Below are 23,564 nucleotides of genomic sequence, written 5' to 3' on the forward strand. Positions count from 1 at the left end.
TAGGCCCGCCGGTTTAAAAATGTTCAGATCAGGATTTTGCCGTGGCGCACGAAGGTCGGTTTGACCACCCGCACCGGGTACCATTTGCCGCGGATTTCCACCTCGGCCCGGTCGCCGGTGGCCATGGGTACGCGCGCAAGGGCAATGGACTTGCTCAGCGTAGGTGAGAAACTACCACTGGTGATCTCCCCTTCGCCAATCCCTGCCACACGCACCACCTGGTGGGCACGCAGCACGCCGCGCTCTTCCAGTACCAGGCCGACCAGTTTTTCCTGCACACCCTGTTCGATTTCCGCCAGCAGGCCGGCGCGGCCGATGAAGTCGCGCTCGGCTGGCTCCCAGGCGATGCTCCAGCCCAGGTTGGACGTCAGCGGGGTGTGGGCTTCGTCGATATCCTGGCCGTACAGGTTCATGCCGGCTTCCAGGCGCAGGGTGTCGCGGGCGCCGAGGCCACTGGGGGCGATGCCGGCGCCGACCAGGTCGTTGAAGAATGCCACCGCCTGATCGCCCGGGAAGATGATCTCCAGGCCGTCTTCACCGGTATACCCGGTGCGGGCAATAAACCAGTCGCCCTCGGCAACGCCTTCGAACGGGCGCAGTTCGCGAATCAGTGCTGCGCGCGTGGGGCTGAGCAGGGCTGCCACCTTTTCGCGGGCACGCGGGCCCTGGATGGCGAGAATGGCAAGATCGGGGCGGACCTGGAAGTCCACGGCAAAACCGGCCCGCTGCTGTTGCAGCCAATCGAGCACTCTGGCCCGGGTGGCGGCGTTGGTGACCAGGCGGTAGCCGTTTTCCGTGCGATAGACGATCAAGTCGTCGATCACCCCGCCCTCCTCATGGAGCAGCGGGCTGTATAGCGCCTTGCCGGTTTCTTCGAGGCGGGCCACGTCGTTGGCCAACAAACGCTGCAGCCAGGCAGTTGCGTCGCTGCCATCGACATCGACCACGGTCATGTGGGACACATCGAAAACCCCGCAATCGCTGCGCACCTGGTGGTGCTCCTCGACCTGCGAGCCATAGTGCAGGGGCATGTCCCAGCCACCGAAATCGACCGTTTTGGCGCCAAGCGCCAGGTGCAGGTCATACAAAAGCGTGCGCTGTCCCATGGGTTTCTCCTTCCGGGCGTGGCGAAGCGGCGGCGGTCGATGACGTTTGATCGTCAGCTCTTCTTGTAGGACCCACCACGCGAATGCCGCGCATTGTAGCCGCAAGGACGCAGGCTGGCACCCTCAGTGACTGTAACCGGGTCGATGTGCCGAACGGCGGATCAGGCCGATGACCGGCAGCAAACCCACCAGCACCAGCGTCAATGCGGGCAGCGAGGCACGTGCCCATTCGCCCTCGCTGGTCATCTCGAACACCCGTACCGCCAAGGTGTCCCAGCCGAACGGTCGCATCAGCAAGGTGGCCGGCATCTCCTTGAGCACATCGACGAACACCAGCAGGGCGGCGCTGAGGGCACCGGGCACCAGAAGCGGCAGATACACCTTGAAAAATAATCTTGGCCCACTCACGCCCAGGCTACGGGAAGCCTCGGGCAGTGACGGGCGGATACGCTCCAGGCTGCTTTCCAGCGGCCCGTAGGCCACGGCGATGAAACGCACCAGATAGGCCAACAGCAAGGCCGCAAGGCTGCCCAGCAGCAGCGGCTTGCCTGCCCCGCCCAACCAGCTGGACAGCGGGATGACCAAGTGGTTATCGAGGTAACTGAAGGCCAGCATGATCGACACTGCCAGCACCGAGCCGGGCAAGGCATAGCCCAGATTGGCCAGGCCGACCCCGGCGCGGATACCCCCCGTCGGCGCCTGCCGCCGGGCAAAGGCCAGCAACAGCGCCACGCTCACCGTGACCAGTGCCGCCATGCTGCCCAGGTACAAGGTGTGCAACACCAGACCGACATAGCGCTCGTCCAGGTCATGCCGGCCGCGTTGCCAGAACCACGCCAGCAGCTGCAGCAGCGGGATGACGAAGGCGCAAGCAAACACCAGCAGGCACCAGCCACTGGCCAGCAACGCCTTCACCCCACGCAGGTGGTACAACGCCTGCACCCGCGGTCGCTCGTTGCCGCTGCGGCTGGCACCCCGGGCACGGCGCTCGCCGTACAGCACCAGCATCACCGCCAGCAGCAACAGGCTGGCCAGCTGGGCGGCGCTGGACAGGCTGAAGAAGCCGTACCAGGTCTTGTAGATGGCGGTGGTGAAGGTGTCGAAATTGAACACGGCCACCGCGCCGAAGTCGGCCAGGGTTTCCATCAAGGCCAGGGCAATGCCGGCACCGATCGCCGGCCGCGCCATGGGCAGGGCCACGCGCCAGAACGCTTGCAAGGGCGATAGCCCGAGTACGCGCGCCGCTTCCATCAGGCCTTTGCCCTGGGCCAGGAAGGCCGTGCGCGCCAGCAGGTAGACGTAGGGGTAGAACACCAGCACCAGCACGATGATCACCCCGCCGGTGGAGCGCACCCGCGGCAGGCGCATCGGCCCGAACACCTCACGCAGGGCGCTTTGCACCGGGCCGGCGAAGTCCAGCAGGCCGACGAAGACAAACGCCAGCACATAGGCAGGGATGGCGAACGGCAGCATCAGCGCCCAGTCCAGCCAGCGCCGGCCTGGGAACTCGCAGAGGCTGGTGAGCCAGGCGAGGCTCACGCCTAGCACGGTGACGCCGATACCTACGCCCACCACAAGCGTCAGGGTATTGCCCAACAGGCGGCTCATCTGGGTGTCGAGCAGGTGCGACCAGATCTGCGTATCGATCGACTGCCAGGACAGCAGCAGGACGCTCAGGGGCAGCAGCACCAGGGCGGCGATCAGGGAGACCGGGAGGTACCAGCGGCGTTGGGGGGTGTGGGGCAAGTTCTATGTCTCTGTGGCTGATGTGCGACCGCTTTGCGGTCGTTCGCGGGCATGCCCGCTCCCACAAGGGGCCGCACAACCCTCAAAGGCAGTGCAAAACCTATGGGAGCGGGCATGCCCGCGAAGAGGCCCTTGCAGGCCCCGGAAGGATACGGCCTGGCGCTTAGTTGTAGCCAGCGCGATCCATCAAGCGGATGGCTTCGGCCTGGCGCTTGCCGGCAATTTCCACCGGAATGCTGTCAGCCTTGAAGCTGCCCCACGCCGCCACTTCCTCGGAAGGCTTCACCTTCGGGTTGGCCGGGAACTCCTGGTTGATGTCGGCGAACAGCTTCTGCGCTTCTTCGCCCGTCATCCATTCCACCAGCTTTTTCGCCGCTTCCGGGTGTGGCGCGTGCTTGGTCAGGCCAATACCCGACAGGTTGACGTGCACGCCACGGTCTCCCTGGTTGGGCCAGAAGATCTTCACCGGCAGGTTCGGGTTCTGCTTGTGCAGGCGGCCGTAGTAGTAAGTGTTGACCACGCCCACGTCGCACTGGCCGGCCTCGATGGCCTGGATCACCGCGTTGTCGTCGGAGAACACGTCGGTGGACAGGTTGTTGACCCAGCCTTTGACGATCTGCTCGGTCTTCGCCTCGCCATGGGTCTCGATCAGCGTCGCGGTGAGCGACTGGTTGTACACCTTCTTGGCCGTGCGCAGGCACAGGCGGCCTTCCCACTGTTTGTCGGCCAAGGCTTCGTAGGTGCTCAACTCCTCGGGTTTGACCCGCTCGGTGGAGTAGATGATGGTGCGGGCGCGCAGGCTAAGGCCGGTCCAGTCATGGGACGAGGCGCGGTACTGCGGCGGAATGTTGTTGTCGATGATGTCGGACTTGATCGGCTGCAGGATGCCCATCTGCTCGGCTTGCCACAGGTTGCCGGCATCGACGGTCAACAGCAGGTCGGCCACGCCGTTGTCGCCCTCGGCCTTGATGCGTTGCATCAGCGGGGCTTCCTTGTCGGTGATGAACTTGATCTTGACCCCGGTCTTGGCGGTATAGGCATCGAACACCGGCTTGATCAGCTCGTCGATGCGCGAGGAGTACACCACCACTTCGTCCGCCGCTTGGGCAGTGCCGCCGAACAGGGTCAGGGCCAGGGCGGCCAGTAGGGGCTTGCGTGGCAACATGGGAAGCACTCCTCGGATCGTATGAGAGGTGCGAATGGTAGTGAATCCCATTTTCTGGCTCATCTACCTAGCAGTTACCGGATGTTGCAGAGCTTGCACCGCCCATTGTAGGAGCAGCCTTGCGCTGCGAAAGGGCCGGCAGCCAACCGAGCAAAACTGGCTGGTTTCACTGGCCTCTTCGCAGCACAAGGCTGCTCCTACAAAGCATCGCGCACAGCCTTCAGGCTTTGGCCAGATCCGGCAGATCACCACTCAAACCCAGCGCCTGGCGCACAAACAGCGCCTTGGCCTCCGGCATCTGCTCCACCAGTTTCAACCCGCTGTTACGCAACCAGCGCAACGGCAGCGGGTTGGCCTGGAACAACCGCTCAAAGCCCTCCATTGCCGCCATCAGCGCCAGGTTGTGCGGCATGCGCCGCCGCTCGTAACGGCTCAACACCTTCACACCTGCCAGCCGCTCACCGCGCTCGCAGGCATTGACCAGCACTTCGGCCAGCACCGCAGCATCGAGGAAGCCCAGGTTGACGCCCTGCCCCGCCAGCGGGTGGATGGTGTGCGCAGCATCGCCGATCAAGGCCAGGCCCTCGTCCACATAGCGCTTGGCGTGGCGCTGGCGCAGCGGCACGCACACCCGCGGGTCGGCCTGCAGCACGTCACCCAGGCGCCCCTCGAAGGCCCGCTCCAGGGCCTGCAGGAAGGCGGCTTCATCCAGTGCCATCAACTGCTCGGCATGCTCCGGGGTGGTCGACCACACAATCGAGCACCAATCCTGCTGGCCATCGCGGGTCAACGGCAGAAACGCCAACGGCCCCTCATCGGTGAAGCGCTGCCAGGCCGTGCCCTGGTGCCCGGCACTGCAGCGCACGCTAGTGACGATGGCATGGTGCAGGTAATCCCATTCGCGGGTTTCGCAACCGGCCAGGCGCCGTACCGCCGAATTGGCACCGTCGGCGGCGATCACCAGTGGAGCACGCAGTTGACGGCCATCAGCCAGGGTCAGCAACCACTCGTCCCCCGAGCGACGCAACTGCTCCAGCCGCGCATTGGGCAGCAGGCCGATGTCGCTGTCGTGCAGGCGCTCCAGCAGGCCATCCTGCACCACCCGGTTCTCGACGATATGGCCAAGCACCTGGGCATGCACGCTGGCGGCCGAGAAGTGAATCTGCCCGGTGCCGCTGCCATCCCACACATGCATGTCGGAATACGGCGTAGCACGCCGCTGGGCGATGCCGTCCCACGCGCCGAGGCGCTCGAGGATGCGCTGGCTGGCCGCCGACAGCGCGCTGACACGCGGTTCGAAGGGCGCCTGGGCGTCGAAGGGCTTGACCGTTAGCGGGCCGCCATCGAGCAAGAGGATTTGCAAGCCACTGTGGCGCAACGCCAGGGCCAGTGCGCTGCCAACCATACCGGCACCGACAATCAACAGATCTGCGCGCATTTCCATGCCTTACGCCAGCCTCGCTTGCGGCTTGAGCCGCACGTATAGGGTTTTATCGACCCGCGCCACCAGCTCGCCGGCGCCATCGCGGATATCGACCTGCAATCGCGGCAGGCACTTCTTGCCGGTGGCGGTCTGCTGGCGGATGTCGTCCAGCAGCGCGTCATCGACGTGGAACTCGGCATACACCGGGCCTTTGCCCGGCGAGATGAAATCGATGCTGGCGGCCTTGTCCCAGACGATGTAGTCGCGGCCCAACTGCTCGATCAGCAGCAGCATGTAGAAAGGATCGACCATCGAATACAGGCTGCCGCCAAACTGGGTACCGACATAGTTGCGGTTCCAGCGGGTCAGCTTCATCGCCACCTTGACGCTGCGCAGGTCGGGGCTGATGGACTGCACGCGGATGCCCGCCCCCAGGTACGGCGGGTAGAGGTTCAGCATCCAGCGCAACATGCGCGCACGACGTGCCAGTTTACGCGGGTTGCTCATGCCTGCCCCCGCGGATCGGGGCGGGTGCCCAGGCCCATGGCCTGGCGGGCGAACCAGCTTTTGGCCGGCGGCAGCAGGTCGAGCCCGAGCAGGCCAAGGTTGCGCCCGGCGGCCAGCAACGGCTGGTTGCTGCCGAACAGGCGGGTGACCTGGTCGGAAAAGCCGATGGTCATCGCTTGGTCCAGGCGCTGGCGCTGGGCGTAAGCCTGCAGCGTGGCCAGGTCACCGGGCTGCTGCGGCCCGGCCAGCAACGCGTCCGCCAGCGCCTGCACATCACGCAGCGACAGGTTGAAGCCCTGGCCGGCAATGGGGTGCAGGCTGTGCGCGGCATTGCCCAGTACCACCAGGTGCGGCCGCACCTGTTCCTGGGCCTCGATCAGTGACAGGGGATAAAGGTGCCGGGCGCCGACCTGGCGCAACGCGCCCAGGCGATAGCCAAACACGCCTTGCAGCTCGCGCAGGAAGCTGCGCTCATCGATGTCGGCCAGGCGCCGCGCATCCATGCCCTGGCGGGTCCACACCAGCGCACAGCGGTTTTCCGGCAACGGCAGCAGGGCCATGGGGCCTTCTTCGGTGAAGCGCTCGAACGCCTGGCCGCCGTGGGCTTCACCCGGGGTGATGTTGGCAATCAACGCGCTCTGTTGGTAGGGCGTGTGACGCACGTGAATCCCCAACTGCTCGCGCAGGCCGGAACGGCCACCGTCGGCCAGTACCGCCAGGTCGCATTCCAGCTGGGTGTCGTCATTCAACCCCAGGCGGTAACCGCCTTCGATCGCCTCCATCGAGGTCACTTCCGCCGGGCATCGCCAGCTCACCACGTCGCTGTCCAGCCCTTGCCACAGGCACTGGCCAAGCCAGGCGTTTTCCACCACGTAGCCCAGCGCCGGTACGCCTTCTTCCAGGGCATCCAGGCGGGTGGCGCCGAAACGGCCACGGTCGGAAACGTGAATTTGCCGAATCGGCTCGGCACGGCGGCCGATAGCCTGCCACAGGCCGTGCTGCTGGTAGATCTGCTGGGTGCCGAACGACAACGCCGAAGAGCGCGCATCGTAGCTGGGCTGGAAGCTGTCGCCAGGGGCGAACGGCTCGATCAGCAAGATCTTCCAGCCGCGCGCCTTGGCCCCGGCCTGCAGGGTCAAGGCCAGGCTTGCGCCCACCAGGCCACCGCCAATGATCGCCAGGTTCACGCGGTTCATGCCGCGTCCTTGCGGGCGGCCTGCATCAGCGTCTCGATCTCGGCAACCGTGCGCGGCACGCCCGAAGTCAGGATTTCACAACCTTGCCTGGTCACCACCACGTCGTCCTCGATCCTTACGCCAATGCCGCGCCATTTCTTGGCCACGGCCTGATTGTCGGCGCCTATGTAGATGCCCGGCTCGACGGTCAGCGCCATGCCGGGCTCCAGCACCCGCCACTCACCGCCCACTTTGTACTCGCCCACGTCGTGCACATCCATGCCCAGCCAATGCCCGGCACGGTGCATGTAGAAGGCGCGATAGGCCTCGCTGTCGATCAGCGCCTGCACCTCGCCCGAAAGCAGGCCAAGCTCGACCAGGCCTTCGGTGATGACCTTCACGGTCGCCTCGTGGGCGTGGTTCCAGTGCTTGCCCGGGGCGATTTCGGCAAACGCCGCGGCCTGGGCCTTGAGCACCAGCTCGTAGATGGCCTTCTGCTCGGGCGAGAAGCGCCCGCTGACCGGGAAGGTGCGGGTGATGTCGCTGGCGTAGCAGTCGATTTCGCAACCGGCGTCGATCAGCACCAGGTCGCCATCCTTGAGCGGGGCGTCATTCTGCTGATAGTGCAGGATGCAGCCATTGCGCCCGGCCGCGACAATCGAGCCGTAGGCCGGCATCTTCGCGCCGCCCTTGCGGAACTCGTAATCCAGTTCGGCTTCCAGGCTGTATTCGTGCAGCCCGGCCCGGCAGGCCTGCATGGCCCGCACATGTGCCCGCGCCGAGATGGCTGCGGCGGCACGCATCACCTTCACTTCCGCTGCCGATTTATACAGGCGCATGTCGTGCAGCAGATGATCCAGCGCAACGAACTCGTTCGGCGGCTGCGCGCCCAGGCGGGCCTTGGAGCGGATCACGTTGATCCAGTCCATCAGCCGCCGGTCGAACTCGGGGTTGCTGCCCATGGCGCTGTACACTCGCTCGCGGCCTTCGATCAGGCCCGGCAGGATCTCGTCGATGTCGGTGATGGGGAAGGCATCGTCGGCGCCGAAATCGCGCACCGCGCCTTCCTGGCCGGCCCGTAGCCCGTCCCACAGTTCGCGCTCCGGGTTGCGCTCACGGCAAAACAGTACGTACTCGCCATGTTCACGCCCCGGGATCAGCGCAATGACCGCCTCAGGCTCCGGAAAGCCGCTGAGGTACTGGAAGTCGCTGTCCTGTCGATACACGTGCTCGACGTCGCGGTTGCGGATGGCAACAGCGGCGGCGGGCAGGATGGCGATGCTGTTGGGGACCATCTGCGCCATCAGCGCCTTGCGCCGACGGGCATACTCGCCCTTGGGAATGTGGCTCATGGGCAGACTACCCCCGGTTGATCAGTGCAGCGATGGCTTGGGCGCGGGTGCGGCCGGCTTGGCCAGCTCGGAGAACAGCAGCAGAGGCGCCACGCGCAGATACTCCATGACTTCCATGTAGTCGCTCTCGCCGTCCTCGGACTCTTCGAGGGCTTCCTGTACCTGGGAAATGGCCACCAGGTCCTGCAGCACATCCTTGGCTTCGTCAGACAAGTCCTTGCCGCCGGCATTCAGGCCGAAACCGGTAATGAAGCCTTGGCACCACTGGCCCAGCGCGGTGGCGCGGTCGTTCAGGGCGGCGTCGTCGGAAGGCAGCAACAGGACGATGGCCATGTCGTCGCTGGTCAGCTCGCCCTTGACCATTTCCTGCAGGCCGATCAGGGCGTTGCGCACGGTGTCACCGGGCTCGTTTTCCAGCAGCTGGGCGGCATCGGCCAGCCAGGCATCGGCGTCGAAGCCGGCGCCGGCGCAGCTGCGGCCGACCAGCAGGCCGTGCAGTTCGGCCGGGGTGACAGGATGACCATTGCTCGAGAGCAGCATGGCGAAGGCGATGTAAGGCGATTGGGTATTGGGCATGGGCAGCTAGGCGCCAGACGGCGCAATGACTAGAATGGAGACCTTGTATCCTAGCACCGGCAGGCGCGCCAAGACCATCGGCACTGGCCGTCGCCGCCCAGGGAGAGGCATCATCGCCAGGTGACTCAACGACGGAGCGAATCGAGTGCAACCCACGCAAGAGAACGACCTTCAGGCACTGATGAGCCGATTCGAGTTGCTGATCGAACGCGTCGAGCAACTAAAACGGCAAAATGCACTCCTAGTAGCTCAGGAAAAATCCTGGCGCGAAGAGCGCGCCCACCTCATCGAAAAGAACGAGATCGCCAAGCGCAAGGTCGAGTCGATGATCTTACGCCTCAAGGCTCTGGAGCAAGACTCATGAGTTCAAGCAATAGCGTCACCGTGCAGATTCTCGACAAGGAATACTCGATCATCTGCCCGCCGGAAGAGCGCAACAACCTGGTCAGCGCCGCGCGCTACCTGGACGGCAAGATGCGCGAGATCCGCAGCAGCGGCAAGGTGATTGGCGCCGACCGCATCGCGGTCATGGCGGCATTGAACATTACCCACGAAATGCTGCATCGCCAGGAAGACCGCGCCGAAGCCCCGGCCAGCGGCGCCAACCGCGAACAGGTGCGTGACCTGCTGGATCGGGTAGACAAGGCTTTGTCCGACGACACGGATACCAAAATCGGCTGAGATTGGTATACTGGCGCCACTCCCTGGTGGATGCGCCAGTCGGTTATGTCCCTGAGCCGATACGCACAACCACGGGGGTTGCACGCTGGGGCCGGTGTGCATGTCCGCCCGACGGAAAGCCTTAACGCCCCCTGCAATCTCCACCTTGAACTTTCGGGTTCAAGGGCTACACCGACAGCGGTCTGATCGGGGAGCCTGAATTTTTTTGCCCGCCCTTCAGGCGGGCAATTCGTTTTGGCCGACCGTCCAGTGCCGGCCAGTACATCTGGGATCGCCCGTGCCATGACCGACACCGCGCCGCTTACCCGCCCCCAGCTCCGTCGCCTGCTTCGCAATGCCCGCCGCGCCCTTACCCCTGCCCAGCAACGCAAGGCCACCCTCGGCCTGTACCGCCAGCTGGCGCAACACCCATTGTTCCGCCGCGCCCGCCACATTGCCTTGTACCTGCCCAACGACGGCGAAATCGACCCTTGCCTGCTGCTGCGCGAAGCCCAGCGTCGGGGCAAGCGTACCTACCTGCCGGTGCTGCACGCCTGGCCGCGCACGCGCATGGTATTCCAGCGGTTCGAGCAGGGCGAAAAGCTCAAGCCCAACCGCTTCCGTATTCCCGAGCCGGTGACCGACCGCAAGCGGCAGCGACCGGTCTGGGCGCTGGACCTGGTCCTGCTACCGCTGGTCGGTTTTGACGAAGTGGGCGGGCGTCTGGGAATGGGCGGCGGCTTTTATGATCGCAGCCTGGCCTACCAGGCGCGTCGGCAAACCTGGAAAAAACCATTGCTGCTGGGGCTGGCGCACGAATGCCAGAAAGTCGAGCGGCTGGCGCAGGCCAGCTGGGATGTACCACTGCAGGGGACGGTCTCGGACCGTGGCTGGTACCTGGCACCGCGTTGAGCGGCGCCAGCGGGGGCATCAACGTTGTGGCTGGCTGGCGTCGACCGGCATCTGGTAGGCGCTGTCCAGCTTGCGCTCCCACAAACCCTGCGCATAACCGGTAGTGACCACACCCAGGCCAAAAATGAACACCAGGATCCACAGCAGATCCGGCTTTTTGCGTTGATTCATTGAAGATTGCCCCCCAGGCAAACTGTTCAGTGCTTGGCGATTTTCTGGGTATCGCCAGCGCATCGCGCTTTAAACGGGGCGCATTTTCCGACAACCTGCGTCCGCACGCAAACCTTGACGCCAACCGGCTGTCGGTTTCGTGCAACAGGTTATTTCAAACCTTTTCAGGAGCAGCATCCATGGCCTACTGGCTGATGAAATCCGAGCCCGACGAACTCTCCATCGAGGGCCTCGGCCGCCTTGGCGAAGCGCGCTGGGACGGCGTGCGCAACTATCAGGCGCGTAATTTCCTGCGGGCCATGAATGTGGGTGACGAATTCTTCTTCTATCACTCCAGCTGCCCGCAACCGGGCATCGCCGGTATTGCCAGAGTCACCCGCGCGGCGTACCCCGACCCCACCGCGCTGGACCCCCAAAGCCACTACTACGATGCCAAGGCCACGGCCGACAAGAACCCGTGGAGTGCGGTGGATGTGGCCCATGTGCAAACCCTGCCACGGGTGCTGGAACTGGGCAGGTTGAAGCAGCAGTCCGGGCTGGCCGAGCTGCCGCTGGTGCAGAAAGGCAGCCGCCTGTCGGTGATGCCCGTGACACCCGAACAATGGGCGGTGATTGTCGCGTTGCTTTGAAACAGTGGCTAAGGTCAAGGGTTTGACCGATATCAACACGCCACGAATGGCCCCGCGACATGATGTGGTGTGCAAAACCGCAAGGATGCAGATCGATGAACCGATACGCCCCCAGAATCTTCGCCACCGCGCTGATCGCCCTGCTCGCTGCAGCCGCAGGGCTGGGGTACTGGAAGTCGCTCCACGACCAGCTGCCCGAAGGCCTGAGCATGGGCAACGGCCGCCTCGAAGCCACCGAAGTGCAGATCGCCAGCAAGGTCCCCGGCCGCCTGGCCGAAGTGCTGGTCGACGAAGGCGACAAAGTCACCCGCGGCCAGCTACTGGCGCGCATTGACACCCGCACCATGGAAGCCCAGCGCACCCAGGCCGAAGCCGAAGTGCTGCGCGCGCGGGAAAACTACGCCGCGGCCCAGGCCAGCGTGCAGCTGCGCCAGAGCGAACTGTTGCTAGCCAGCCAGGACCTCAAGCGCGTGCGCGAAATCTTCCAGCGCAAATACGCCAGCCAGCAACTGCTCGACCAGCAACAGGCACGCTTTGACACCGCCAACGCCGCCGTGGTCGCCGCCCGCGCCCAGCTGGCAGCGATCAAAGCCGCCATCGGCGCAGCCGAAGCCCAGGTGGCCCAGCTCACCAGCGAAATCGACGACAGCAGCCTGCGTGCGCCCATCAACGGCATTATCCAGCTGCGCCTGGCCGAGCCCGGTGAAGTGCTGGGTGCCGGCGGCCGCGTGCTGATGCTGATCGACCCCAGCGACCAGTACATGAACCTGTACCTGCCGGCTTCCACCAGCGGCACGCTGACCGTAGGCGACCAGGCGCGCATCGTACTCGACGCTCTGCCCGAGCGCGCTTTGCCGGCCAAGGTGGCCTTTGTCGCAGCCAAGGCCCAGTTCACCCCCAAGCAGGTCGAAACCCGCGACGAGCGGCAAAAGCTGGTGTTCCGCGTCAAGCTTCGCCTGACCGACCCCGGCGCAGTGCCGCAGGCCAAACCGGGTATGCCAGGCGCCGGGTATGTGCGCACGGCTGAGGTGGACTGGCCGGCCAACCTGCAATGAACGCCCCGGCACTGCTGGCCGAGGGCATCGGCCACCGCTACGGCGACCTGGTGGCCCTGCACACCCTCGGCTTCAGCCTGCCTGCGGGCACCCGCTGCGCGCTGATCGGCCCTGACGGCGCCGGCAAATCGACCTTGCTGGGGTTGATCGCCGGCGTCAAACGCCTGCAACAGGGCGAGCTGCAGGTGCTGGGTGGCTCGATCCGCCAGCACCGTCATCGCGCGGCGCTGTACCCGAAAGTAGCGTTCATGCCGCAGGGGCTGGGCAATAACCTGTACCCGGAGCTGTCGATCAGCGAGAACATCCGCTTTTTCGCCACCCTGTTCGGCCTGGGCCGCAGCGAGTGCGAACAGCGCATGGCCAACCTGCTGCAGGCCACCGACCTGCAACGCTTTGCCGAGCGCCCGGCCGGCAAGCTGTCAGGTGGCATGAAGCAGAAGCTGGGGCTGTGCTGCGCGCTGATCCACGAGCCGGACCTGCTGATCCTCGACGAACCCACCACCGGCGTCGACCCGCTGTCGCGGCGGCGCTTCTGGGAGCTGGTCGAGCAGGTTCGCGCACAGCGCCCGCAACTGACCCTGCTGGTGGCTACCGCCTACATGGAAGAAGCCGAACAGTTCGAGCATTGCCTGATGCTCGATGGCGGCCGACTGCTGGCCGCAGGGCCAAGCCACGAACTGGCCGCAGTCACCCCCAGCGGCAAGCTGGACGACGCCTTCACCCATTACCAAGGTGCGGGCAAGGCGCAGCATCAACCCTTGCACATCCCGCCGCGCCCGGCCACAGATGGCCCGGTCGCCATCGAGGCCCACGACCTGACACTGCGCTTTGGCGACTTCACGGCGGTGAACAAGGTCAGTTTCGCCATTGGCCGTGGCGAGATCTTCGGCTTCCTTGGCTCCAACGGCTGCGGCAAGACCACCACCATGAAAGTGCTCACCGGGCTGATGCCCGCCAGCGAGGGCAGCGCCAGCCTGCTCGGCCGCCCGGTGGACGCCAGTGACCTGGGCACGCGCAAGCGGGTCGGGTTCATGTCGCAGAGTTTCTCGCTGTATGGCGAGCTCAGCACCCGGCAGAACCTGGCCTTGCATGCCCGCCTGTTCGACTTGCCCAAAGCCGAGAGCGCCCAACGCATCGATGAGCTGATCGAGCGCTTCGACCTCGCCGCTATTGCCGACCAACCGGCCGGCGCCCTGCCCCTTGGCCTGCGCCAGCGCCTGTCATTGGCGGTGGCGGTACTGCATCGCCCGGAAGTGTTGATTCTCGATGAACCGACCTCCGGCGTCGATCCAGCCGCTCGCGACGACTTCTGGCGCCTGCTGGTGCAATTGTCACGCGAACAGGGCGTGACCATTTTCCTCTCCACCCACTTCATGAACGAAGCCCAGCGCTGCGACCGCATCTCGTTGATGCATGCCGGGCGGGTACTGGCCTGCGACACCCCCGATGCCCTCCAGCGCCAGTACCACGGTGACACTTTGGAGGACGCGTTCGTGCGTTGCCTGGAGCAGGCCCAGGAGCTCGCGCCGCCAGCCACGGACAACGCCGTGCTGGAGCAGGCAGCCACGCCCGCTCCGCCGCTGCGCCAGGGCTTCAGCCTGCGCCGCCTGCTGGCGGTGGCCAGCCGTGAGGGCAAGGAACTGCTGCGCGACAAGGTACGCCTGGCCTTCGCCCTGGCAGGCGCGCTGTTCATGATGGTGATCTTCGGCTACGGCATTTCGCTGGATGTAGAAAACCTTGCCTTCGCCGTGTACGACCAGGACCAGAGCCCGCAAAGCCGGGCCTACCTTGAGGCCTTCCGTGGCTCACGCTATTTTGCCGAACAGGCGCCGATTCGTGAAAGCAGCGAGATGCACCAGCGCTTGCAACGCTCGGAAATCAAACTGGCGCTGGAGATTCCGCCCGGCTTTGGCCGCGACCTGTACGCCGGGCGCCAACCGGTGGTGGCGGCCTGGCTCGACGGCGGCATGCCGTTCCGCGCAGAAACCAGCCGCAACTACGTGGAAGCCGTGCACCAGGCCAACCTTGAGCAACTGGCAAAGGCCAGCCCAGAGCCGCAGCCGCGTCAGGAGCTGGTACGCCTGGAAACACGTTTTCGTTACAACCAGGACGTGGTCAGCGTGAATGCCATCGGCCCCGGCGTGATGGCGCTGATCCTGGCCTTCATCCCCGCCATGCTCACCGCGCTGGGCATTGTCCGCGAGAAAGAGCTCGGCTCCATCACCAACTTCTACGCCACCCCCCTCACTCGCCTGGAGTTCCTGCTTGGCAAGCAGATGCCTTACCTGGCCGTGAGCCTGGTCAACCTGGCGCTGCTGGTGGCCATGAACCGCTGGCTGTTCGCCGTGCCGCTCAAGGGCAGCGTGCTGGCCCTGGCCTGTGGTGGCGTGGCCTACCTGCTGGCTACCACCAGCCTGGGGCTGTTGATCTCGGCCTTCACCCGCACCCAGATCGCGGCCATCCTGGGTACCATGATCATCACCAGCCTGCCAACCATCCAGTTTTCCGGGCTGATCGTGCCACGCTCGTCGCTGGATGGCGCAGCGGCGGTGATGGGTCAGCTGTTCCCGGCGGGCTACTTCCTCGATATCGCGGTCGGCACCTTCACCAAGGCGCTGGGGCTGCGTGAGCTGTGGCCGCAGTGCCTGATCCTGCTGGGCTTCTTCGCTGCCTTCACGGGCCTGAGCCTGGCCATGTTGAAGAAGCAGGAGGCCTGACATGTCGCGCCTGAACCACACCCTGCGCCTGGGCCTGAAAGAACTGACCAGCCTGCGCCATGACAGCGTCCTGCTGCTGTTCCTGCTATATGCCTTCAGCGTGGCGATCTACATGCCGGCAGCCGGCTCGGTGATCGGCGTACACAACGCCAGCGTGGCGGTTGTGGATGAAGACCATAGCCTGCTCTCGCGCAAGCTCAGCGAAGCCCTGCAACCGCCCGAGTTCCAGCCAGCCGTGCCGCTGCCCGCAGAACGCCTGGACCAGGCCATGGACAGCGGCGAGTACACCTTCGTGATCAACGTACCGGTGAACTTCCAGAGCGACCTGCTGGCCGGGCGCTCGCCGGAGCTGCAGGTCAACGTCGACGCCACGGCCATGAGCCAGGCGTTCATGGGCGCCGGCTACATTGGCCGCATCTTCGAGCGCGAGCTGCTCGACTACAGCCAGCGCGGCAACGTGCAAAGCCCGGTGCTGATCAACCCCAAGGCGCTGTTCAACCCCAACCTTGAGGGGGGCTGGTTCCTGGCGGTGATCCAGATCGTCAACAACATCACCATCCTGGCGATCATCCTCACCGGCACCGCGCTGCTGCGCGAGCGTGAGCATGGCACGCTCGACCACCTACTGGTTCTGCCGCTCACCGCACTGGAAATCATGCTGGCGAAAATCGGCAGCAACGCGCTGGTGGTGGTGATCTGCACGTGGGTTTCGCTGGTGGTGGTCGTGAAAGGCGCGCTGGGTGTGCCGCTGTCCGGCTCGATGGGGCTGTTTCTGGCCGTGACCGCGCTGTACCTGTTCGCCAGTACCGCGCTGGGCATCTTCCTCGCCACCCTGGCACGCTCGACGCCGCAGTTCGGCCTGCTGGCAATCCCGGTGATCATCCCGATGCTGTTGCTGTCTGGCGGCAGCACACCCCTGGACAGCATGCCCCAATGGCTGCAATGGGTGATGCAGGGGTCACCGTCGACGCACTTTGTCAGCCTGGGCACTGCGATCCTGTTCCGGGATGCCGGCTGGGCGGTGGTATGGCCGGATATCCTGGCGCTGGCGCTGATTGGCCTGGTGTTTTTCAGCGTCGCCCTGGCGCGGTTTCGCCGTAGCCTGGCGTCCTGACACCTCAGGATCTATGATCGGCAACTGTGGGAGCGGGCAAGCCCGCGAACACCGGCGAAGCCGGTGCCATTCACCGCGCCGCCCGCTCCCACATTGATCACTGCACGATCAGGTTGTTGAACAGCAGGTCTTCGACGATCGGCTTGCCTTCTTCCGCTTCCAGCACCTGCTGCACCTGCTTCAAAGCCTCCTGGCGAAGGTGTTCCTTGGCCTCGACGTTGCTCATGTTGTCCACGGTCTGCTGGGTGAACAGTGCTACCAGCTGGTTGCGGATCAGCGGTTCGTGATGCTTTACCGCCTTGGCCGCTTCGTCACCGGTCACGCGCAGGGCCACGTCGGCCTTGTACACGCGCAGCCGCGGGCCGCCGTCGAGGGCATAGTTGCCGACAAAGGGCGGGCTCAGGCTGATGTAGGCGACCTTGGGCGCCCCTTCCTTGGCTTCCTCGGCCATGGCCGCAGCCGGCAGCAGCAGCGCCAGTACCATCAAGATCCACGCTTTCACGAATTCGCTCCTCAATACAGTTGGCGCCAGCTTACCCAGCACGCCGCTCAAACCCAAGCCCGGGCTTATGCCGGCCCATCAGCTCGTTGACCCGGCAAGCGGCCCTCCTACACTTATCGGCCACTACCCGCAAAGGAATAGCCCCGATGAAAGCTGTGTTGTGCAAAACCCTGGGTCCGGCGCGCGATCTGGTACTGGAAGACGTGGCCAGCCCGCAGCCCAGGAAAAACGAGATCCTGCTGGATGTGCAGGCCGCCGGTGTCAATTTCCCCGACACCCTGATCATCGAAGGCAAATACCAGTTCCAGCCACCGCTGCCGTTCTCACCCGGCGGCGAAGCCGCAGGCGTGGTGGCCGCGGTCGGGGAAAAAGCCGGCGCGCTGAAGGTCGGCGACCGGGTCATGGCGCTCACCGGCTGGGGTGCTTTCGCCGAGCAGGTGGCGGTGCCTTTCTACAACGTACTGCCGATCCCGGCCAGCATGGACTTCACCACCGCTGCCGCCTTCGGCATGACCTATGGCACCTCGATGCACGCCCTGCGCCAGCGCGGCCAACTGCAAGCAGGCGAGACGCTGCTGGTACTGGGCGCATCCGGTGGGGTCGGTCTGGCGGCGGTGGAAATCGGCAAGGCCATGGGCGCGCGGGTGATCGCGGCAGCCAGCAGTGCCGAGAAACTGGCCGTGGCCAAGGCGGCCGGGGCAGATGAGCTGATCGACTACACCCAGGCCAGCCTGCGCGAAGAAATCAAGCGGCTGACCGGTGGCCAGGGCGTGGACGTCATTTACGACCCAGTGGGGGGCGAGCTGTTCGAGCAGGCAGTGCGCGGGCTGGCCTGGAATGGCCGGCTGCTGGTGGTGGGTTTTGCCAGCGGCAGCATTCCACAGCTGCCGGCCAACCTGGTGCTGCTCAAGGGCGCGGCGGTGCTGGGGGTGTTCTGGGGGGCGTTTGCACAGCGCCAGCCCGAGGATAACGCGGCCAACTTCAAGCAGCTGTTTGCCTGGCATGCCGAAGGTAAGTTGAAGCCGCTGGTGTCGCAGACTTATCCACTGGCCGAGGCCGGGGCTGCCATCGAGAAGCTGGGGCAGCGGCAGGCTGTGGGTAAGTTGGTGGTGTTGATGCATTGATTATTCTGGGGCCGCACAGCGGCCCCAAAAACTCAAACTTCACGCAGGTTATGGCAACGCCTGAACCGCGCCTCCAGGTTGCGATCTGGCATCTGGTGGCTGCGCAAGGCATTCAAGGTCTGCTCGACATAGTCGCGGGTGGTGCCATAACGCCCCTTGGCACTGGCCAGGATCTGGCTGAGCAGGGTATCCGGCAGGTTGCCCGCGTAGCACGGCAAATGCCGCTCCAGCACAAAGCCCAAGGCCTGTACCTTGCTGCCATCGCCCAGCCGGCAGTTGAGCCAATGCGGCCGATAGGCCGGGTACGGCATCTCGCGTTGCCACAAGGCCATCAGCGAGTCGTCCAGGTTGCTCTCATCCAGCCGGTAGGCAAAACCGCTGCAAGAACCACCGCGGTCCAGGCCAAACACCAGGCCGGGGGTTTCCGGGGTGCCACGATGTTCGTGCGACCACAGGTACAAGCCGCGGTGATAACCATGTACCCGTGCGCGCTGGCGCTCCACCGAATTGCACTCCGGGCGCCAGATCAGCGAACCATAGGCAAACAGCCACACCGGCCCGCCCTGATGCCGAGACATGGTCGTCTTCATGGAGTTGAACAACTGGTCGCGAGTATGTTGCTGACCAAAGTCGAGTGCCGGAGGATATGAAACTTGCCAAGACATACTTTCAATTGCCGACATAAGCTGCCGCCATTATCCCTGTGAACTACAGATGTAGCGAGATTCGCTCAAACTGCGGCCCCAAGCCTTGTACCAAGGGCGCTTGCAGTAACCATAGGCTAGAAATGCAGGAATACTCAAGCCCTGCGGCAATACTTTAATGCGCGGTTCCGACGACTGGGGAAGTACTGTTTCGGCAACGGTTAAAGTTATTAGCCAAGGCGGTAACAATTACCGCCTTATACCCACTTGTTGCAACTTCGGTTATTAACCGCGTGGCGCGTAGGCAAACACATCCGCACGCATGCGGTGTGCATCCATGCCGGCTTCGACCAGGGCGTCGAGGGTGGCGTAGATCATGTTCGGTGAACCGCTGGCATACACATGCACCGTATTGAGGTCGGCGATGTCCTCGCAGACCGCCTCATGCAGCATGCCGCAGCGGCCCTCCCAGCCGCACAGGTCACTGACGACCCGGTGCAGGAACAGGTTGGGCAGGCGCTGCCATTCGTCCCAATGCTCGATCTGGTAGAAGTCTTCGGGCCGGCGCACACCCCAGTACAGGTGTACCGGGTACTTGAAACCGTTGGCTCGGCAATGCTCGAGCAGGCTGTGCATCTGGCCCATGCCGGTGCCGGCGGCAATCAATACCAGCGGCCCGTCGGGCAGCTCGGCCAGGTGGGTGTCGCCAAACGGCATTTCGATGCGTGCCAGGCCGTCACGCTTGAGCTGCCCGATCAGTTGCAATGCACTGGGCTCACGCGCCAGCACGTGCAGCTCCAGCTCACGCCCGGCGTGGGGTGCGGAGGCCAGCGAAAACGCGGCCGGCTTGCCGCCTTCGCGCTCGATCATCAGGTACTGCCCGGCGTGGTAACGCAGTGGCTTGCCGGCTGGCGCACGCAGGCGCACCCGCCAGACGTCGCCACCCACGTCGACGCATTCAGTGACGCTGCACGCCAGCTTGCGCACCGGCAGCTCGCCCAGGGCGAGCACGCCATCCCAGAGCAACACACAGTCCTCCAGCGGCTCGGCAATGCAGGTGAACAGCTCGCCATGGTCACGGACTTCGCCGTCCTGGCGTACCCGCCCTTCGACCAACAACGCGGCGCAGACATGGCAATTGCCATTGCGGCAGCTATTCGGGCAGTCATAGCCCAACCGCCGCGCTCCATCCAGGATCCGTTCCCCGGGTTCGAGCGCCAGCACCGCCCCGGACGGCTGCAACGTTACCTGCATCAATCTATTCCCAACTGATCCCACAGCTCATCGATACGGCGGGTGACGGCTTCGTCCTTGACGATGACCCGCCCCCATTCGCGTGTAGTCTCGCCCGGCCACTTGTGCGTGGCGTCCAGGCCCATCTTCGACCCCAGCCCCGATACCGGCGACGCGAAGTCCAGGTAGTCGATCGGCGTGTTGTCGATCATCACCGTATCACGCTTGGGGTCCATGCGCGTGGTGATGGCCCAGATCACATCGTTCCAGTCACGGGCGTTGATATCGTCATCGGTGACAATAACGAACTTGGTGTACATGAACTGTCGCAGAAACGACCACACACCCAGCATCACGCGCTTGGCGTGGCCCGGGTACTGCTTTTTCATGGTGACCACCGCCATGCGGTACGAGCAGCCTTCCGGCGGCAGGTAGAAGTCGGTGATTTCCGGGAACTGCTTCTGCAAAATCGGCACGAACACTTCGTTCAGCGCCACACCGAGAATCGCCGGTTCATCTGGCGGGCGGCCGGTGTAGGTGCTGTGATAGATCGGCTTCTGCCGGTGGGTGATGCGCTCGACGGTGAACACCGGGAAGCTGTCCACTTCGTTGTAGTAGCCGGTATGGTCGCCATACGGGCCTTCCGGGGCCATTTCGCCCGGGTGGATCACGCCTTCCAGAATGATTTCGGCGGTGGCCGGTACCTGCAGGTTGCTGCCACGGCACTTGACCAGCTCGGTGCGATTGCCGCGCAGCAGGCCGGCGAAGGCATATTCGGAGAGGGTGTCCGGCACCGGGGTCACGGCACCGAGGATGGTTGCCGGGTCAGCACCCAGGGCCACGGCAACCGGGAACGGCTGGCCGGGGTTTTTCTCGCACCACTCACGATAGTCGAGGGCGCCCCCACGGTGGCTCAGCCAGCGCATGATGACCTTGTTGCGGCCAATGACCTGCTGGCGGTAGATGCCCAGATTCTGGCGGTCCTTGTTCGGGCCGCGGGTGACGGTAAGGCCCCAGGTGATCAGCGGCGCCACGTCGCCTGGCCAGCAGTGCTGGATCGGCAGTGCGCCGAGGTCGACGTCGTCACCCTCGACCACCACTTCCTGGCATACCGCGTCCTTGACCACTTTCGGTGCCATCGACACGACTTTCTTGAAGATCGGCAGCTTCGACCAGGCGTCCTTCAGGCCCTTGGGTGGCTCGGGCTCCTTGAGGAAGGCCAGCAACTTGCCGATTTCGCGCAGTTCATCGACCGACTCGGCGCCCATGCCCATGGCCACGCGCTCGGGGGTGCCGAACAGGTTGCCCAGCACCGGGATGTCAAAGCCGGTGGGCTTTTCGAACAGCAATGCCGGGCCCTTCGCACGCAGGGTGCGATCGCAGACCTCTGTCATTTCCAGGACTGGGGAGATCGGAACCTGGATGCGCTTGAGTTCGCCGCGCTGCTCCAGGCCACGGATGAAGTCGCGCAAGTCGCGATACTGCATGCATGAGCCTCGTGTTGGCCGTATCGGTCGGGGTGCAGAGTGTAGCGCCGTTCGGCACCTAATGGCCAAAAATGACTTGGGGCCGCTTCGCGCCCCATCGCGGCACAAGGCCGCTCCTACAGGTAGTGCGTAATCCTGTAGGAGCGGCCTTGTGCCGCGATGGGCTGCGAAGCAGCCCCAATCGATTCCTGCTGGCGAAACTTACTTGCGCTTCATCGACAAGAAGAACTCGTCGTTGGTCTTGGTCTGCTTGAGCTTGTCGACCAGGAACTCGATGGCAGCGATTTCGTCCATCGGGTGCAGCAGCTTGCGCAAAATCCACATGCGCTGCAGTTCGTCGTCGGCAGTCAGCAGCTCTTCGCGGCGGGTACCGGAACGGTTGATGTTGATGGCCGGGAACACGCGCTTCTCGGCGATGCGGCGGTCCAGCGGCAGCTCCATGTTGCCGGTGCCCTTGAACTCTTCGTAGATCACTTCGTCCATCTTCGAGCCGGTTTCGACCAGCGCGGTGGCGATGATGGTCAGCGAACCGCCTTCCTCGATGTTACGCGCGGCGCCAAAGAAGCGCTTCGGCTTCTCCAGGGCGTGGGCGTCGACACCACCGGTCAGCACCTTGCCCGAGCTCGGGATCACGGTGTTGTAGGCACGCGCCAGACGGGTGATGGAGTCCAGCAGGATGACCACGTCCTTCTTGTGCTCGACCAGGCGCTTGGCCTTCTCGATCACCATTTCGGCAACCTGCACGTGGCGGGTTGGCGGCTCGTCGAAGGTGGAAGCAACCACTTCGCCGCGCACGGTGCGCTGCATTTCGGTCACTTCTTCCGGGCGCTCGTCGATCAGCAGCACGATCAAGTGGCACTCGGGATTGTTACGGGTGATGTTGGCCGCGATGTTCTGCAGCATGATGGTCTTGCCCGCTTTTGGCGGGGCGACGATCAGGCCACGCTGGCCTTTGCCGATCGGGGCGCACAGGTCGATGACGCGACCGGTCAGGTCTTCGGTGGAGCCGTTACCGGCTTCCATCTTCAGGCGCTTGTTCGGGAACAGCGGCGTCAGGTTTTCGAACAGGATCTTGTTCTTCGCGTTTTCCGGACGGTCGAAGTTGATGGTATCAACCTTCAGCAGGGCGAAGTAACGCTCCCCTTCCTTCGGCGGGCGGATCTTGCCGACGATGGTGTCGCCGGTACGCAGGTTGAAACGGCGGATCTGGCTGGGCGAGACGTAGATATCGTCCGGGCCGGCCAGGTAGGACGCATCAGCCGAGCGCAGGAAACCGAAACCATCCTGGAGAATCTCCAGCACGCCGTCACCCGAAATCTCTTCGCCGCTCTTCGCGTGCTTCTTCAGCAGGGCGAAGATCACGTCCTGTTTGCGCGAACGGGCCATGTTCTCGATGCCCATCTGTTCGGCCATTTCCAAAAGATCGGTAATCGGCTTTTGCTTGAGTTCAGTCAGGTTCATAAGGGGAGTGACGTAATCATGTAAGAAGGGAGAATTAAGCTTCTGGCTTAATGAGGCCGCGCCGCTAGATGGCGACAGGATCGCGTACTGATTCGAATTAGGGATGCTTCGGCGACGGCGTGTAGAGGGCACTGGAAAAGCAGTGCGAGGCCGAATGTAACACTTGCTTTTTTCTGCGTCTAGTGCTCTGGAAAAGAAAAACCCCGCATTTGCGGGGCTTTTTTCACATCACAGGTGGGCGTCGAGGAACGCGGCCAGCTGCGACTTGGAAAGCGCGCCAACCTTGGTGGCTTCGACGTTACCGTTCTTGAACAGCATCAGCGTCGGGATACCACGCACGCCGTGCTTGGCCGGGGTTTCCTGGTTCTCGTCGATATTCAGCTTGGCGACGGTCAGCTTGCCCTCGTAGGTAGCAGCGATATCGTCCAGAACCGGAGCGATCATCTTGCATGGGCCGCACCATTCAGCCCAGTAGTCGACCAGCACCGGGCCTTGAGCCTGCAGTACGTCGGCTTCGAAGCTGGCGTCGGTGACGTGTTTGATTTTGTCGCTCATGGAAATCTCCAAGGTCGTAAGCAATAAAAAACGTTGCCCATCATAGCCGCCCCCGCCGCCGACAGGAAGCCACGGACGATTGACTGTAACTATAGTTGTGCAAGACGCCGCGAATCGAAACTGTCATACAGCCGTCATAGAATCGAATGGCACATTGCCTTGCATCAAGGCGAGCACATCGGCTGCGTGTCACGCGTTGGCGTCAGCCTGCTATCGTGGCACGATTGCCGGGTTAACGACCGAGAACAAC

23 protein-coding genes and 1 other RNA gene are annotated in these 23,564 nt (G+C 64.0%); 9 read left to right on the forward strand and 15 right to left on the reverse strand.

The genetic code is table 11. The features are described from left to right. Nucleotides 1-23: 23 nt before the first annotated feature. From gcvT to SB765_RS06930, 8 genes are all read right to left on the reverse strand, one after another. Nucleotides 24-1,106, reverse strand: a complete 1,083-nt coding sequence (gene gcvT / locus SB765_RS06895) for a glycine cleavage system aminomethyltransferase GcvT (RefSeq protein WP_049278298.1) — start codon at nucleotides 1,104-1,106, stop codon at nucleotides 24-26. 123 nt (nucleotides 1,107-1,229) lie between these two features. Beyond that, nucleotides 1,230-2,852: an ABC transporter permease gene (locus tag SB765_RS06900; RefSeq protein ID WP_410910979.1), complete on the reverse strand. Its 1,623-nt coding sequence runs from the start codon at nucleotides 2,850-2,852 to the stop codon at nucleotides 1,230-1,232. Between the two features lie 163 nt (nucleotides 2,853-3,015). Then, a complete protein-coding gene (locus tag SB765_RS06905; RefSeq protein WP_341797071.1) occupies nucleotides 3,016-4,017 on the reverse strand; it encodes an extracellular solute-binding protein in 1,002 nt (333 codons plus the stop codon). A 220-nt stretch (nucleotides 4,018-4,237) separates the two neighbouring features. Continuing rightward, nucleotides 4,238-5,455: a 2-octaprenyl-3-methyl-6-methoxy-1,4-benzoquinol hydroxylase gene (locus SB765_RS06910; RefSeq protein WP_410910978.1), complete on the reverse strand. Its 1,218-nt coding sequence runs from the start codon at nucleotides 5,453-5,455 to the stop codon at nucleotides 4,238-4,240. A gap of 9 nt (nucleotides 5,456-5,464) precedes the next feature. Next, nucleotides 5,465-5,947, reverse strand: a complete 483-nt coding sequence (locus SB765_RS06915; protein ID WP_016489741.1) for a DUF4442 domain-containing protein — start codon at nucleotides 5,945-5,947, stop codon at nucleotides 5,465-5,467. Continuing rightward, the gene (gene ubiH / locus SB765_RS06920) at nucleotides 5,944-7,143 is read right to left on the reverse strand and encodes a 2-octaprenyl-6-methoxyphenyl hydroxylase (RefSeq protein WP_410910977.1); all 1,200 of its coding nucleotides are present in this window, start codon (nucleotides 7,141-7,143) and stop codon (nucleotides 5,944-5,946) included. Before ubiH ends, SB765_RS06915 begins: the two co-directional genes overlap by 4 nt. After that, entirely contained in the window at nucleotides 7,140-8,474 is a 1,335-nt protein-coding gene (pepP, locus tag SB765_RS06925) for a Xaa-Pro aminopeptidase (protein ID WP_341797073.1), read from the reverse strand. The genes ubiH and pepP overlap by 4 nt, the downstream gene beginning before the upstream one ends. Nucleotides 8,475-8,495: 21 nt before the next feature. Continuing rightward, complete coding sequence (locus SB765_RS06930) at nucleotides 8,496-9,050, reverse strand: YecA family protein (RefSeq protein WP_410931111.1); 555 nt, start codon at nucleotides 9,048-9,050, stop codon at nucleotides 8,496-8,498. 181 nt (nucleotides 9,051-9,231) lie between these two features. Here SB765_RS06930 and SB765_RS06935 point away from each other — a divergent pair, with 181 nt between their 5' ends. From SB765_RS06935 to SB765_RS06950, 4 genes are all read left to right on the forward strand, one after another. Further along, nucleotides 9,232-9,414, forward strand: coding sequence for a TIGR02449 family protein (locus SB765_RS06935; protein ID WP_029886233.1), 183 nt, complete (start codon nucleotides 9,232-9,234; stop codon nucleotides 9,412-9,414). Continuing rightward, nucleotides 9,411-9,731 carry a cell division protein ZapA gene (locus tag SB765_RS06940; RefSeq protein ID WP_049278290.1) on the forward strand — a complete coding sequence of 107 codons (321 nt, stop codon included), beginning with the start codon at nucleotides 9,411-9,413 and terminating at the stop codon, nucleotides 9,729-9,731. Before SB765_RS06935 ends, SB765_RS06940 begins: the two co-directional genes overlap by 4 nt. A gap of 17 nt (nucleotides 9,732-9,748) precedes the next feature. Beyond that, nucleotides 9,749-9,928, forward strand: a non-coding RNA gene (gene ssrS / locus SB765_RS06945) — 6S RNA. Nucleotides 9,929-10,013: 85 nt separating this feature from the next. Next, nucleotides 10,014-10,622 (forward strand): 5-formyltetrahydrofolate cyclo-ligase, encoded by a 609-nt coding sequence (locus SB765_RS06950; protein ID WP_341797074.1) that lies wholly within the window; start codon nucleotides 10,014-10,016, stop codon nucleotides 10,620-10,622. An 18-nt stretch (nucleotides 10,623-10,640) separates the two neighbouring features. Here the strand turns inward: SB765_RS06950 and SB765_RS06955 are convergent, their stop codons facing one another. Beyond that, nucleotides 10,641-10,793 (reverse strand): hypothetical protein, encoded by a 153-nt coding sequence (locus tag SB765_RS06955; RefSeq protein ID WP_016489747.1) that lies wholly within the window; start codon nucleotides 10,791-10,793, stop codon nucleotides 10,641-10,643. Between the two features lie 179 nt (nucleotides 10,794-10,972). Here SB765_RS06955 and SB765_RS06960 point away from each other — a divergent pair, with 179 nt between their 5' ends. The 4 genes from SB765_RS06960 (at nucleotide 10,973) to SB765_RS06975 (ending at nucleotide 16,308) form a co-directional block, all read left to right on the forward strand. After that, a complete protein-coding gene (locus tag SB765_RS06960; RefSeq protein WP_341797075.1) occupies nucleotides 10,973-11,422 on the forward strand; it encodes an EVE domain-containing protein in 450 nt (149 codons plus the stop codon). A gap of 95 nt (nucleotides 11,423-11,517) precedes the next feature. Continuing rightward, nucleotides 11,518-12,477 carry an HlyD family secretion protein gene (locus tag SB765_RS06965; protein ID WP_341797076.1) on the forward strand — a complete coding sequence of 320 codons (960 nt, stop codon included), beginning with the start codon at nucleotides 11,518-11,520 and terminating at the stop codon, nucleotides 12,475-12,477. After that, nucleotides 12,474-15,194, forward strand: coding sequence for a ribosome-associated ATPase/putative transporter RbbA (rbbA, locus tag SB765_RS06970; RefSeq protein ID WP_410931112.1), 2,721 nt, complete (start codon nucleotides 12,474-12,476; stop codon nucleotides 15,192-15,194). Before SB765_RS06965 ends, rbbA begins: the two co-directional genes overlap by 4 nt. A gap of 1 nt (nucleotide 15,195) precedes the next feature. Next, nucleotides 15,196-16,308 (forward strand): ABC transporter permease, encoded by a 1,113-nt coding sequence (locus SB765_RS06975; protein ID WP_410931113.1) that lies wholly within the window; start codon nucleotides 15,196-15,198, stop codon nucleotides 16,306-16,308. Between the two features lie 97 nt (nucleotides 16,309-16,405). Here the strand turns inward: SB765_RS06975 and SB765_RS06980 are convergent, their stop codons facing one another. After that, nucleotides 16,406-16,810, reverse strand: coding sequence for a flagellar basal body-associated protein FliL (locus SB765_RS06980; RefSeq protein ID WP_016489751.1), 405 nt, complete (start codon nucleotides 16,808-16,810; stop codon nucleotides 16,406-16,408). 146 nt (nucleotides 16,811-16,956) lie between these two features. Between SB765_RS06980 and SB765_RS06985 the strand changes: the two genes are divergently transcribed. Further along, nucleotides 16,957-17,934 carry an NADPH:quinone oxidoreductase family protein gene (locus SB765_RS06985; protein WP_410931114.1) on the forward strand — a complete coding sequence of 326 codons (978 nt, stop codon included), beginning with the start codon at nucleotides 16,957-16,959 and terminating at the stop codon, nucleotides 17,932-17,934. Between the two features lie 32 nt (nucleotides 17,935-17,966). On the opposite strand, the gene SB765_RS06990 is transcribed toward SB765_RS06985, so the two are convergent. The 5 genes from SB765_RS06990 to trxA all read right to left on the reverse strand — a co-directional run bounded on the left by SB765_RS06990 (nucleotide 17,967) and on the right by trxA (nucleotide 23,314). Continuing rightward, complete coding sequence (locus SB765_RS06990) at nucleotides 17,967-18,617, reverse strand: gamma-glutamylcyclotransferase (RefSeq protein WP_341797079.1); 651 nt, start codon at nucleotides 18,615-18,617, stop codon at nucleotides 17,967-17,969. Between the two features lie 246 nt (nucleotides 18,618-18,863). Beyond that, entirely contained in the window at nucleotides 18,864-19,832 is a 969-nt protein-coding gene (locus SB765_RS06995) for a CDP-6-deoxy-delta-3,4-glucoseen reductase (protein ID WP_410931115.1), read from the reverse strand. Further along, nucleotides 19,832-21,298, reverse strand: coding sequence for a 4-hydroxy-3-polyprenylbenzoate decarboxylase (gene ubiD, locus SB765_RS07000; RefSeq protein ID WP_016489755.1), 1,467 nt, complete (start codon nucleotides 21,296-21,298; stop codon nucleotides 19,832-19,834). Before ubiD ends, SB765_RS06995 begins: the two co-directional genes overlap by 1 nt. 201 nt (nucleotides 21,299-21,499) lie before the next feature. After that, nucleotides 21,500-22,759: a transcription termination factor Rho gene (gene rho / locus SB765_RS07005; RefSeq protein ID WP_003253661.1), complete on the reverse strand. Its 1,260-nt coding sequence runs from the start codon at nucleotides 22,757-22,759 to the stop codon at nucleotides 21,500-21,502. Between the two features lie 228 nt (nucleotides 22,760-22,987). Next, nucleotides 22,988-23,314 (reverse strand): thioredoxin TrxA, encoded by a 327-nt coding sequence (gene trxA, locus SB765_RS07010; RefSeq protein WP_012274768.1) that lies wholly within the window; start codon nucleotides 23,312-23,314, stop codon nucleotides 22,988-22,990. Nucleotides 23,315-23,564 lie beyond the last annotated feature (250 nt).

Source organism: Pseudomonas sp. SIMBA_067 (assembly GCF_046534675.1).
GTDB classification, from domain to species: Bacteria; Pseudomonadota; Gammaproteobacteria; order Pseudomonadales; family Pseudomonadaceae; genus Aquipseudomonas; species Aquipseudomonas putida.